This window comes from Sphingomonas sp. IW22, from assembly GCF_041321155.1.
Lineage (GTDB): Bacteria > Pseudomonadota > Alphaproteobacteria > Sphingomonadales > Sphingomonadaceae > Sphingomonas.
This window is the reverse complement of the sequence record NZ_JBGGWB010000001.1, coordinates 351,899-364,417: the sequence shown is the minus strand read 5'-3', so window position 1 is coordinate 364,417 and position 12,519 is coordinate 351,899. Positions and strand designations below refer to the sequence as shown.

At 64.1% G+C, this 12,519-nt stretch carries 13 protein-coding genes; 10 read left to right on the top strand and 3 right to left on the bottom strand.

The window, feature by feature from the left end:
* Positions 1-258: 258 nt before the first annotated feature.
* The 4 genes from rplJ (at position 259) to ACAX61_RS01740 (ending at position 3,255) form a co-directional block, all read left to right on the top strand.
* Positions 259-774, top strand: a complete 516-nt coding sequence (rplJ, locus tag ACAX61_RS01755) for a 50S ribosomal protein L10 (RefSeq protein WP_370713108.1) — start codon at positions 259-261, stop codon at positions 772-774.
* A 57-nt stretch (positions 775-831) separates the two neighbouring features.
* Positions 832-1,206, top strand: a complete 375-nt coding sequence (rplL, locus tag ACAX61_RS01750) for a 50S ribosomal protein L7/L12 (protein ID WP_370713107.1) — start codon at positions 832-834, stop codon at positions 1,204-1,206.
* Between the two features lie 202 nt (positions 1,207-1,408).
* On the top strand, positions 1,409-2,908 hold the full coding sequence (locus tag ACAX61_RS01745; protein ID WP_370713106.1) for a L,D-transpeptidase family protein: 1,500 nt from the start codon (positions 1,409-1,411) through the stop codon (positions 2,906-2,908).
* A gap of 26 nt (positions 2,909-2,934) precedes the next feature.
* Positions 2,935-3,255 carry a hypothetical protein gene (locus ACAX61_RS01740; protein WP_370713105.1) on the top strand — a complete coding sequence of 107 codons (321 nt, stop codon included), beginning with the start codon at positions 2,935-2,937 and terminating at the stop codon, positions 3,253-3,255.
* Positions 3,256-3,274: 19 nt separating this feature from the next.
* Here the strand turns inward: ACAX61_RS01740 and ACAX61_RS01735 are convergent, their stop codons facing one another.
* Positions 3,275-4,252: an alpha/beta hydrolase gene (locus ACAX61_RS01735; protein WP_370713104.1), complete on the bottom strand. Its 978-nt coding sequence runs from the start codon at positions 4,250-4,252 to the stop codon at positions 3,275-3,277.
* 124 nt (positions 4,253-4,376) lie between these two features.
* Between ACAX61_RS01735 and ACAX61_RS01730 the strand changes: the two genes are divergently transcribed.
* The 3 genes from ACAX61_RS01730 to ACAX61_RS01720 all read left to right on the top strand — a co-directional run bounded on the left by ACAX61_RS01730 (position 4,377) and on the right by ACAX61_RS01720 (position 7,673).
* The gene (locus ACAX61_RS01730) at positions 4,377-5,582 is read left to right on the top strand and encodes a saccharopine dehydrogenase family protein (protein WP_370713103.1); all 1,206 of its coding nucleotides are present in this window, start codon (positions 4,377-4,379) and stop codon (positions 5,580-5,582) included.
* Between the two features lie 142 nt (positions 5,583-5,724).
* The gene (locus ACAX61_RS01725) at positions 5,725-6,903 is read left to right on the top strand and encodes a carboxynorspermidine decarboxylase (RefSeq protein WP_370714874.1); all 1,179 of its coding nucleotides are present in this window, start codon (positions 5,725-5,727) and stop codon (positions 6,901-6,903) included.
* Between the two features lie 140 nt (positions 6,904-7,043).
* Entirely contained in the window at positions 7,044-7,673 is a 630-nt protein-coding gene (locus ACAX61_RS01720; RefSeq protein ID WP_370713102.1) for a LysE family translocator, read from the top strand.
* 87 nt (positions 7,674-7,760) lie between these two features.
* On the opposite strand, the gene ACAX61_RS01715 is transcribed toward ACAX61_RS01720, so the two are convergent.
* Positions 7,761-8,960, bottom strand: a complete 1,200-nt coding sequence (locus tag ACAX61_RS01715) for a type III PLP-dependent enzyme (RefSeq protein WP_370713101.1) — start codon at positions 8,958-8,960, stop codon at positions 7,761-7,763.
* 149 nt (positions 8,961-9,109) lie between these two features.
* On the opposite strand from ACAX61_RS01715, the gene ACAX61_RS01710 reads away from it, so the two are divergent.
* Positions 9,110-10,102, top strand: coding sequence for a threonine ammonia-lyase (locus tag ACAX61_RS01710; protein ID WP_370713100.1), 993 nt, complete (start codon positions 9,110-9,112; stop codon positions 10,100-10,102).
* Positions 10,102-10,275, top strand: coding sequence for a hypothetical protein (locus ACAX61_RS01705; protein ID WP_370713099.1), 174 nt, complete (start codon positions 10,102-10,104; stop codon positions 10,273-10,275). The genes ACAX61_RS01710 and ACAX61_RS01705 overlap by 1 nt, the downstream gene beginning before the upstream one ends.
* A gap of 4 nt (positions 10,276-10,279) precedes the next feature.
* On the opposite strand, the gene ACAX61_RS01700 is transcribed toward ACAX61_RS01705, so the two are convergent.
* Positions 10,280-11,680, bottom strand: a complete 1,401-nt coding sequence (locus tag ACAX61_RS01700) for an APC family permease (protein ID WP_370713098.1) — start codon at positions 11,678-11,680, stop codon at positions 10,280-10,282.
* A gap of 197 nt (positions 11,681-11,877) precedes the next feature.
* Between ACAX61_RS01700 and ACAX61_RS01695 the strand changes: the two genes are divergently transcribed.
* Positions 11,878-12,492 carry a superoxide dismutase gene (locus ACAX61_RS01695; protein WP_370713097.1) on the top strand — a complete coding sequence of 205 codons (615 nt, stop codon included), beginning with the start codon at positions 11,878-11,880 and terminating at the stop codon, positions 12,490-12,492.
* Positions 12,493-12,519: the final 27 nt, after the last annotated feature.

Here is a 12,519-nt window from a genome sequence, read left to right as displayed (position 1 = left end):
TCCCGGTAAAGGCGCGCGCTTCGTGGCGTGTCCCTTACCGGGCTCGCTGCGTCCGTCCGAGACAGCGGGTGATGGGAATATGCCCATCTTAATCTCCCGCCGAGACGGGGAATGTGTTTTTCACCGACCGTTCGCGGTCGGGTCAGCCGCTGGGCAGTGTCCGGCCGATGACGACCATGCCCCTCGGACGAGGGAGTTGGGCATCCGCCCGCTTCCGACGTAACCGGGCCCTTCGGGGTCCATTTTGAGGAGACCGGCATGGATCGTTCGCAAAAGACCGAAGCCGTTGCCGAGCTGAACCGCACCTTCAACGAGGTTGCCGTGGTGGTTGTCACCCGCAATCTTGGGATGACCGTCGCCCAGTCGACGCAACTCCGCAACAAGATGCGCGAAGCCGGTGCGAGCTACAAGGTCAGCAAGAACCGCCTTGCCAAGATCGCGCTCGAAGGCACCGATTACGCAGGTATTTCCGACCTGCTGACCGGGCCTGTCGCACTCGCCACTTCGACCGATCCGGTCGCGGCCGCCAAGGTCGTGTCGGATTTCGCCAAGACGAACGACAAGCTCGAAATCGTCGGCGGCGCGATGGGCAAGCAGGTGCTCGACGCGGAAGGCATCAAGGCGCTGGCATCGCTGCCGTCGCTGGACGAACTGCGCGCCAAGCTCATTGGCCTTGTGCAGGCGCCCGCGACCAAGCTCGCGACCATCACCCAGGCACCGGCGGCGCAGATCGCCCGCGTGCTTGCGGCCTATGCGGAAAAGGACGCCGCCTGAATTTCGGGCGGGTCCGGACACTGACCACATTCAACCTTTCAAGATTTGGAGTTTACCATGGCTGACCTGAACGCAATCGTCGAACAGCTGAGCGAACTGACCGTCCTCGAAGCAGCCGAGCTGTCGAAGCTGCTCGAAGAGAAGTGGGGCGTTTCGGCCGCTGCTGCCGTCGCTGCTGCGCCTGCCGCTGGTGGCGCCGCTGCGCCTGCCGCTGAAGAGAAGACCGAATTCGACGTGATCCTGACCGGCGACGGCGGCAAGAAGATCAACGTCATTAAGGAAGTCCGTGCGATCACCGGCCTGGGCCTGACCGAAGCCAAGGCGCTGGTCGAAGGCGCGCCGAAGCCCGTCAAGGAAGGCGTGTCGAAGGACGAAGCCGACAAGCTCAAGAAGCAGCTGGAAGAAGCTGGCGCGACCGTCGAGGTCAAGTAATCTCGAACGGATCGGCCGCGCGCCAAAAGGCGCGTGTTTCGAGACAGGAAAGGGGGCGGTCCGGGGCGGATCGCCCCTTTTTCGTTGGTCTGCAAGATTTGCACCGGAACTCCCCCTTCGCCTTTGCGATGCGGCGTGTGGGTCGCTATGTGAGACGTGACGAAGGGTGCGGCGTATCGGCGCCCGATGTGAAGGCAAGTAAATGGCTGGCAAGATGATGATTCACGCCGGAATTGGCTTAACTGCACTGTCGCTGGCGCTCTCTGCCGCGTCGGCGCAGCAATTGTTGTTGCCGCCCGATATCGTGCCCGAAGACACGACGCCTGCGGCTCCGCCGGTGCAGCAGGCCGTGCCCGTGCCGCCAACACTGACCGCGCGTCCGCTGCCGCGCCTGTCGGCCCAACAGGCGGCGTTGCTGGCGCAGCTTCTGGGACAGGACAGCCACGAGCAGGGACTGCGTTTTTCGGGCAAGGCGCCGCCGGCCCCTGCCGACAACGATGCGCTGATCCGCGCCGCGCTGGATCACGCCCATGCGGTGCGTGCCGGTCGACTGGAGCCGTCGGACTTTCAGGAGGATTGGGCGCTGCGCCCGCAGCCCTTCGATCCCTATCCCGGTTTTGTGCGCGCGGTTCGCGAGGACCGGATCGCCCAGTGGTTTGCCAATCTTCCGCCCCCCTGGGCTGGCTATGAGGGGCTGCGTAAGGGTCTGGCGACCTATCGCCGGATCGCCGCGAATGGCGGTTGGAAAGCCATCCCGTCCGGCCCGGACATGGGGCTTGGAGCAAGCGGTCCGCGCGTCGCGGCGCTGCGTCAGCGGCTGGCCATCGAGGATAGCGCGGTGTCGGCCAGCGGCGACCGTTTCGACGCCGCCCTCCGCAGCGTGGTTCAGCGCGCGCAGCGGCGCTATGGGCTGAACCCAACTGGAATCGCTTCGACCCAGACGCTGGCCGCGCTGAACGTGCCGGTCGCGCGCCGGGTGCGGCAGATCATGGCGAATATGGAACGCTGGCGCTGGCTGCCGGGGCAGTTGCCCACGGACCGCATTCAGGTGAACATCGCCGCCGCCGTGATGACGGTGTTCGAGGGTGATCAGCCGGTCATGTCGATGAAGGCGGTGACCGGAAAGCCCGATGGCGGCGAAACGCCGATGCTGCGCTCCACCATCCATTCCGTCGTGCTGAATCCGCCCTGGAACGTGCCGACCGGGATCGCCAATCGTGAGCTGTTCCCCAAGGGCATGGGCTATCTGAAGGCCAATGGCTTTCGCGTGATTGGAGAAGGGCCGAACCGTCGGCTGCAACAGGCATCGGGCGACACCAGCGCGCTGGGCCGCTTCAAATTCGATTTCGACAATCCGTTCGCGGTCTATCTGCACGACACGCCGGCCAAGGGCGGGTTCAGCCGGTTCGACCGTCTGGCCAGCCATGGCTGCATCCGACTGGAAAAGCCCAATGCGCTGGCCAAGCGCTTGCTGCGCGATGTGCCCGAATGGAGCGAGGAAGCGATCGACAAGCAGGTGACGACCAGCACCAAGACGGTGCGCGCCCGCCTGAACACGCCGGTCGAGGTCTATCTGCTCTATTGGACTGCGTTCGCCAGCGGCAACGGCCAGATCAGTTTCCGCGACGACCCCTATGGCTGGGACGAAAAGCTGGCGGACAAGATCGAGAACCGTTCAGCGGTTCAGGTCGCCAGCCGCTGACCCCCCCTTTTCAGGAGATTTGTTTGATGCGTTCGTTTCGCCCGGCCCTGTTCCTGTTGCCACTCGCCGCGCTTGCCGCCTGTTCGGGTGAGCCTGAAGTGCCCGCCCCCGAAGGGCCGGACCTGAACCTGACCGAAGAGATGGCGACGCCCGAACCGCTGCCCACGCTGGAGCCGACGCCCAGCCCGACGCCGTCGCCCACGCCGACCTTTGAAGCCGCGCCGCCGCCCGAGGTCGAAGAGGATCAGCAGATGCTCGACGACGCAGAGGCGACCGGCATGACCGCGCGCATTGATCGCAGCGCGGAAAACGAACCGGAAAACCTACTGGCACCGGTTCGCGAATAATCCTGTGGCGGGCGGCGCCTCAGCCGCCCGTCATCCGCGCTACCCAGCTTGCATAAAGCGCACCCCATCCATGCGCCGGGTGCGACGGGGCGAGCGCCATGCCGAAACCGTGGCCGCCGGTGTCATAGAGATGCGCGTCGACCGGTCGCTTTGCCGCCCGGGCCGCGGCGATCAGCGACAGGCTCATTTCCAGCGGCACCAGCCCGTCATCGCCGGCGTGCAGCAGGAACATGGGCGGCGTTTCCGCATCGATTCGCGGCGTCACGTCCTGCGCGGCGATGGCGGCGTCGCTGGGTTGCGGACCCAGCAGGTTTCGGCCCGAATTGTTGAACTCGCCATTCCAGCGCAGCGCCGTGACGGCATAGACCAGCCCGGCGAAATCGGGCCGTGCGCTCTGGGTGTCGGCGGTATCGACGGCGCGATAGGTGCTGTCGTCATATCGGGTCATCAGCGATCCGGCCAAATGTCCGCCCGCCGAAAAGCCTAGAATGCCGATGCGTTTCGGGTCGACGCCGAATGACGGTGCGCCCGCCCGGATCAGCCGCATCGCGCGCTGTGCATCCTGCAACGGTACATTGGCGCGATTGGCCCAGCCTTCGCCCGACAGGCGATAGACCAGCACGAACACGGTGAAGCCCAGCGCGTTCAGCACCTTTGCGACATTGTGCCCCTCGTTCTCGACCGACACGAACCCGTATCCGCCGCCCGGAATCGACAGCACGCCGATCCCGTTGGGCCGAGCGGGGCGATAGACCGACAGCGTCGGTTTGGGGATGCCACGCAGCCACAGTTCGCGGCCTTCGGGTCCATAGCGCACCAGTTCGGGCAGCCTGGCCGGTGCCCCCGGGGCGCCACCGGGCCACAGGTCGAACGTCTCACGCGGGGGCCAGGGTAGGTCGCTGGGGCGCTGGTTGCCGGTCTGGCCGCGCGCAGCGGTTGTTCCCAACATGCCTGCGCTCATGCCCAGCCCCACGCCGAGCAATGTCCGTCGATCCATCTCCAACCGCCTTTCACTATTACGCCATAATGTCATCGTGGCTTCATATCCGAACGCGAGGCTTTGCATCCTGAGCCCCGGTCCCATATGGGGCCGCTATCTTATTTGCGCGAAAGGCTGTCAGGTGAAAGACGTTCTGGTGATCGGTGCGGGCGGCGTATCGTCGGTCGCGGTGCACAAGATGGCAAAGAATCCCGAATTGTTCGGCAAGATCACGCTTGCCAGCCGTCGCAAGTTCAAATGCGATGCCATCGCCCAATCGGTGAAGGAGCGCTCCGGCGCGAACATCGCCACGGCTGAGGTCGATGCGGACGATGTTGATGCGACCGCGCGCCTGATCGATCAGGTCAAGCCCAAGCTGCTCGTCAACCTGGCGCTGCCCTATCAGGACCTGAACCTGATGGAAGCGTGCCTGAAGACCGGCGTCGATTATCTCGACACCGCCAATTACGAACCGCGCGACGAGGCGAAGTTCGAATATGGCTGGCAATGGGCCTATCAGGATCGGTTCAAGGAAGCAGGGCTGATGGCGCTGCTGGGTTCGGGCTTCGACCCCGGCGTGACGAGCGTGTTCGCAACCTATATCAAGAAGCATCTGCTCGACACGATCGAGACGCTGGACATTCTCGATTGTAATGGCGGGGATCACGGCCAGCATTTCGCGACCAACTTCAACCCGGAAATCAACATCCGGGAAGTGACCGCGCCAGCGCGTCACTGGGAACAGGGCGATTGGGTCGAAACCCCGGCCCTGTCGGAGCGTCAGGTGTTCATCTTCGACCAGGTCGGCGCGAAGAACATGTACCTGATGTATCACGAGGAACTGGAAAGCCTCGTCAAGCACATCCCGGAGATCAAGCGCGCACGTTTCTGGATGACCTTTGGCGAGCAGTATCTGACGCATCTGCGGGTGCTGCAGAATGTCGGCATGACCTCGATCGAGCCGGTCATCTATGAGGGCCGCGAGATCATCCCGCTTCAGTTCCTGAAGGCCGTTCTGCCCGAACCGTCGACCCTGGGTGAGACGACCAAGGGCAAGACCAATATCGGCGACATCGCGACCGGGACCAAGGATGGTCAGGAAAAGACCGTCTATGTCTATAATGTCTGCGACCATGAGGACGCCTATGCTGAAACCGGCAATCAGGCGGTCAGCTACACCACCGGCGTGCCGGCGATGATCGGCGCCGCGCTGATGCTGAACGGCCATTGGCGGGGTGAAGGCGTGTTCAACATGGAACAGTTCGATCCCGATCCGTTCATGGACATGCTGAACCAGCACGGCCTGCCCTGGCAGGTCAAGGAACTGCCGGAGCCGCTGCGCTTCTGACGCGCTGACAAGGCGAATTGGTTCGTGTCGAACCTGTCGAAACGCTGCGCCGCACGCCGGTGCGGTCGTTCGACAGGATCGGCGCGAACAATCTTTTGGGGACCCTCGCATGAAACCCGACGACACCCGCGCTGCGGCACCCATGACAACCAAGTCGGGTGGCGCGGGCGCGTTCGCCAATTTCGACCTGAACCGCGTGCCCAGCCCGTGCTTCGTCGTCGACAAGGCCGCGATCGAGCGCAATCTGACCATTCTGGCCGATGTGCGCGACCGGGCGGGCATCAAGCTGCTGCTGGCGCTCAAGGCGTTTGCGATGTGGTCGCTCGGCGATCTGGTGGGCCGTTATCTTGACGGCACCGCCACGTCGGGCCTGTGGGAAGCGCGACTGGCGGCGGGCCATTATTCCGGGGAGGTCGCGACCTTCTGTGCCGGGTACAAGGCGCATGAAATTGCAGAGGTTTGCGCCCTGTCCCACCACGTCATCTTCAACTCGCCCGGCCAGCATCGCCGTTTCGGCGCCGAACTGGCAGCGGCGCGGGCCGATGGTGCGCGCTTTGACGTGGGCTTGCGCCTGAACCCCATGCATGCCGAGGGGGAGGTGCCGAAATACGACCCGGCCCAGCCGCATTCGCGCCTTGGCCATCCGGCGGACCAGCTTGCGGCGGCCGATCTGGAGGGCGTCACGGGCCTGCACGTCCATTCGCTGTGCGAACAGGACTTTCCACCGCTGCGCCGCACATGGGAAGCGCTGGCGCCGCGCGTCGCGCCGTTCCTCGATCAACTGTCGTGGCTGAACTTCGGCGGCGGGCACCACATCACCCGCGCCGATTACCAGCGCGACGATCTGGTCGAGTTCCTGCGGCAGGTGAAGCGCGACACCGGGCTGGACCTGTATCTGGAACCGGGTGAGGCAATTGCCTTCGACGCTGGCATCCTGGTGGGGGAGGTGGTCGACGTTATCGACAACGGCATGCCCGTCGGCATCGTCGACATCTCCGCGACCTGCCACATGCCCGACGTGATCGAGGCCCCCTACCGCCCCGCCATGATCGGCGAAATGCCGGAAGGGGAGGGCGTGACCGTGCGCCTTGGCGGACCATCCTGCTTGGCGGGCGACATCATCGGCGAATATCGCTTTGCCGAACGGCCGGAGCCGGGCCAGCGTATCGCCTTCCTCGATCAGGCGCATTATTCGATGGTCAAGACCACGACCTTCAACGGCGTGCCCTTGCCCGCGATCGCCCTGTGGGACTCGCGCGACGATAGCCTTGAGATGGTGCGCGAATTCGGGTGGGAGACCTTTCGGGACCGATTGTCCTGAGGACAGATCAAGTCGCGAATGCTTCCGGCGAGGTGATGCGCGCTGACGCTCATCGGCGATCGACTTCGCGCCCTGTCGTTGGGCGCTCTGTCGTTGCGCGCCCCGCCCGCGCGGCGTGCAGCGGCTAAAAGGATATCGAAATGGCGCTTCAGACCTGGTGGCTCTTTGTCGGGGCGGTGTTCCTGCTGTCGGGGACGCCCGGACCGAATATGCTCCACGTCATGACCCGGTCCCTTGATATGGGACTGAAGCGAAGCATGGCGGCGATGGCGGGGTGCCTCTCGGCTGTGGTGACCATCCTGACCATGTCGGCGGCTGGCTTAACGACCCTGCTGCTGGCGGTGCCCGGCGCGTTCGAGGTGCTTCGCTATGCCGGCGCTGCCTATCTGGTCTTTCTTGGCATCAAGGCATGGCGCACCCACGTGATGCCGCTGGATGTCGGTGAGGGTGACCTGATGCCAAGCGTGTCGCAGGCAACCGTCTTTCGCGGTGGTTTTGCCATCGGCATCAGCAATCCCAAACTGATCCTGTTCGCGGCAGCCTTCCTCCCGCAGTTCGTCGATCCGGCTGAGCCGAAAGTGCCGCAATTCGCCATATTGGTTGCGACCTTCGCCGTCGTCGAGGCCTTTTGGTATGGTGTCTATGCGCTGGGCGGGCGATCCTTTGCCCGCTTTTTGAAAAGGCCGTCGATCAAGCTGGCTTTTGACCGGGTGACGGGAGTCATCTTTATTGGCTTTGGCCTCGCCTTGCTGAAAGCGAAGCCGGCCTGAAGGCCGTGGCGGGTCATGTTACAAACCCGCAAAAAAGGGCGGCGAGAGCATTACACTCTCGCCGCCCTTTTTGTTCGCTTCAACCGATCAGCGACGTGCGCCTAGGCGCACCACGTTGCCGCTGTCGACTTCGTCCTCCAGCCCCGCATAGAGCGTGGCCATCGGCTCGTCGGTCACTTCGATGGTCTCGTCAGTGCCAAAGCCGTTGAACGCGGTGCGCATGGCCGAGCCATAGGCGCCGAGCATCCCGACTTCGATATAGTCCCCCGCCTGCATATCCGCCGGCAGTTCGAACGGTCCCGCCATATGGTCCAGATCGTCGCAGGTTGGGCCATAGAAGCTGAAGGGCATGTCCTTGGCCCGACTGTCCGGCTCACGCAGCAGCTGGACGGGAAAGCGCCAGCCGACATGCGCCGCGTCGAACAGCGCGCCATAGGCGCCGTCGTTGATGTACAACTCGTCCCCGCGGCGCTTTTCGACGCGCACGATCAGCGAGCTATATTCCGCGCACAGCGCCCGACCCGGTTCGGCCCACAGCTCTGCCGAATAGGAGATCGGCAGGCTTTCAAACGCACGATGGATCGTCTCGAAATAACGCTCCAGCGGCGGCGGCTCCATGCCCGGATAGGCCGACGGGAAACCGCCACCCACGTCGATCACGTCGACCGTGATCGCCGCTTCGACGATCGCCGCGCGTACGCGCTCCATCGCCTGCGAATAGGCGTCGGGCGACATGGCCTGACTGCCGACATGGAAGCAGATGCCCAGCGTATCAGCGGCCTGACGGGCCGCGAACAGCAGTTCCTTGGTTTCACCGGGGCCGGCGCCGAACTTGGACGCGAGGCTGAGCTTGGACAGGTCGGACGACACGCGGATACGCACGCACAACGTCAGATCATCGGCGCCCTGCGTGGCGCGCACGATCTTTTCCAGCTCCTCGATCGTGTCGAGCGAGAAGGTGCGGACGCCGTGCTTGAAATAAGCCTCGGCAATCGCCTCCTCGGCCTTGACCGGGTGCATGAAGCAAAGCGTGGCATCGGGCAGCGTGCGCGACACCAGTCGCACTTCGCCAATCGACGCGACGTCGTAATGAGTCACTCCATTATCCCACAGGATCTGGAGCAGGTCGGGCGACGGGTTCGCCTTGACGGCATAAAGCGTCCGACCCGGAAACTTCTCGACGAAGAAACGGGCCGCACGAGCCGCAGCGTGCGGACGAACCAGCGTTACCGGCTGAACCGGTCGAAGGGTGTGAGCTACCCCCAGCGCGCGATGATATTCGGCCAATTCAAGGGACCTCCAATTGCCTTTCGGCATACGGTGACAAAAGCTGCCTTGCGGTTGGAAGTCCCATGGGGCAGCGGGGGGTGCACATAGGATCCGACCCCCGGGGTGTAAAGCGATTCTGCGGGTTTTTTTGCGTTCGGAGGCGATTTGTGACGTTCTTGCGACAACCGACCCGGGCCGGTGTCCGTGATGCCGCAGCAAAGGTGGCGGCGATATTGCCGCCAACGCCATTGATCGTCGCCGAGGTGCATGGAACCCCCGTGGCCTTCAAGGCCGAATGCCTGCAACCGATGGGTGCGTTCAAGTTGCGCGGCGCCTGGCATCGACTGACCGCTATCGCGGCAGAGGACCGGGCAAAGGGCGTGGTTGCGTTTTCGTCCGGCAATCACGCGCAGGGCGTAGCCTGGGCAGCACGGCGGCTGGGCATGCCCTCTGTGATCGTTATGCCAAGCGACGCCCCGAAGGTCAAACGCGACGCCACCTTGGCCATGGGGGCCGAACTGGTTCCCTATGATCGAAAGACCGAAAGCAGGGAGAAAATCGCAGCTCATCTGGCCCATGCGCGCGGCGCTGTGCTGGTGCCCAGTTTCGACGACGCCTGGATCATCGAAGGGCAGGGCAGCGCCGGGGTCGAGGCGGCGAAGCAGGCCGAATCCATTGGGTTCGGCGCGATTTCGCGGGTTGTCACGCCCTGTGGTGGCGGCGGGCTGGCTGCCGGCCTGGCGCTGGCGCTGCCCGACGCGGCCATCGTCACCGCTGAGCCCGAGGGGTGGGACGATATGGCCCGCAGCCTTGAGGCAGGATGGATCGAGCCAGTGCGCGATGACCCGCCGCCGACCGCATGCGACGCACTTCAGACCATGCGCGTCAGCGAACGCACGTTCGAGGTGCTGGCACGCCGCGATGCGCGCGGCGTCGCTGTCAGCGAGGAAGAGGTGCGCACGGCGCAGCGACGGGCAGCGGCCAAGCTGCGGTTGGTGGTAGAGCCGGGCGGGGCAGTCGCGTTGGCGGCGCTGTTGGCGCGGCGCGTCGAGCCGCTGCCCGGTACGCTGGTGCTGTTGTCCGGCGGCAATACCGACATGGCCGATTATGCCCATGTGCTGGCGGATACGGCACATGCGTCACTGGCGGAGGCGCTGTGATGCCCGCGCCCAACGGGCTGGCCTCTGCATTATTGGCGATCGCGATGATCGGCGTGTTCGCGCTGGTCGTCGGGGCAATCGCGCTATGGAGACGCGGCGAGCGTCAGAAACCGGTTCTGATGCTCGCCGCAGCCTTTGTCACATTGGTCAACGTCCTGATCTGGACGGTCTGACGCCTCAGCCTGCCGTCAGGCGGCTGTTACGCCGGCCATAGGCCAGATAGATGCACAGCCCGATCACCGTGGCGATGGCAAAGCGCACCAGCGTGGTCGAAGGCAGGCTGAAGAACAGATACAGACAGCCCAGAATTGCCAGCGATCCGACCAGATAGGGTTGCGGGCAACGGAACAGGCGCGGCGCATCCGGTGCGCGGCGACGTAGGATCATCATGCACGCTGCCACCGACGTAAAGGCGACCAGCGTGCCTGCATTGGCCAATTCCGCCAGTTCGTCGATCGGGAAGAAGCCCGCGATCGTCGCACTGACTAGGCCTGACAGGATCGTGATGCGAACGGGCGCGCCATTGCTGCTCAGCTTGGCCAGGCTCTGCGGCAACAGGCCGTCGCGCGCCATGGTGAAGAACACGCGGCTTTGCCCGTACATGAACACCAGGATAACCGACGGCAGCGCGACAACGGCCGCCAGTGCGATCGCCTGTGACGCGGTCACCTGACCCAGCGAGCGGAGCACCAGCGCCAGCGGCTCAGGAGAATCCGCAAGTTCCAGATATGGCATTGCGCCCACGGCAGCAAAGGCGATGATCATGTAGATCGCGGTGCAGGCGATCATCGAACCGATGATGCCGATCTTGAGGTCGCGGCCTGGATTCTTCGTCTCTTCGGCTGAGGTCGCCACCGTATCGAAGCCGTAAAAGGCGAAGAACACGATTGCGGCGGCTGCCATCACTCCGCGCTTGGTCCCGTCAATCTCCGTCGAGCCGAAGCCATAGGGCATGAAGGGCTGGAGATTGTCCGCATCGAACGCGGGCAGGGCAAAAACGATGAACACGGTCAGCGCGGTCATCTTGATGACCACCAGGACGATGTTCAGCGTCGCGCTTTCGCGTGTGCCTGCGATCAGCAGGCTCATCACCGCCAGCGCGACGAGCACGGCGGGCAGGTTGAATACGCCGCCGGCATGCGGCCCCGCGAGCAACGCCGTGGGCAGGTCAATGCCCGCGGACTGGATCCAGCCGACCAGATAGCCCGACCAGCCGACGGCGACGGTCGAACAGACCAGCGAATATTCGATGATCAGCGCCCATCCGACGATCCACGCGATCGTCTCCCCCATGGCAGTATAGCTGAAGGTATAGGCGCTGCCCGCCGCCGGGATCAGCGTCGCCAGTTCGGCATAGGCAAGTGCGGCACAGGCGCAGACCGCCCCCGCGATCACAAAGGCGAGGATCACTGCCGGACCCGCGCGTTCGGCGCCGACCCCGATCAGCGTGTAGATGCCGGTGCCGACGATGGCGCCGACTCCCAATGCGATCAGATGCGGCCAGCCCAGTGTTTTTTTCAGGCTGCCGCCCGGCGCTGCGGCGCCGCCCAGCGTCTTGCGTGGTCCAAGGATCGACATGATCGCGCGGTTCTCCCCGTTTGTTGCGGTCGTTACGTGCGGAACGGCCTCCTCCCATGTCGGGCGCGCACGATCAACCGCAGGGCCGGATTTATCGCACGGCACGGTTGCGAAACGAATTGGACGGACCCATTGAAGGCCGACGGCGTTCCTTCGCCGAACCCTTGAGAAGCCAAAACCCCAAGGAGGGAAAGATCATGGCCTTCGAACTGCCGCCGCTGCCTTATGCTTATGACGCGCTGGAACCGACCATCGACAAGGAAACGATGACGTTCCACCACGACAAGCACCACGCTGCCTATACCGCCAAGCTGAACGAGGGCGTCGAGAAGGACGGCCTGTCGGGCAAGTCGATCGAGGAAATCCTGGCCAACATCTCCTCCGCCTCCGCCATGGTGCGGAACAATGGCGGTGGTTACTGGAACCATGATTTCTTCTGGAAGACGATGGCCCCCGCCGCTGATCGCGGTCAGCCGTCGGCTGAGCTTCAGGCTGCCATCGACCGCGATTTCGGCGGGCTGGACAAGCTGAAGGAAGAATTCAACACCAAGGGCGCGGGCCAGTTCGGTTCGGGCTGGGCGTGGCTAATCGTGGACGAGGCCGGCAAGCTGGCCATCACCTCGACCCCGAACCAGGACAACCCGCTGATGGACGTGGTCGACAAGAAGGGTACGCCGCTTCTGGGCAATGACGTGTGGGAACACGCCTATTACCTGACCTACAAGAACGACCGCCCCGGCTATCTGAAGGCGTGGTGGGACGTGGTGAACTGGAACACTGTGTCGCAGCGTTTCGCTGACGCGACTGCCTGATCGAGCAGGAAGCGGAAAGGGGGCCGG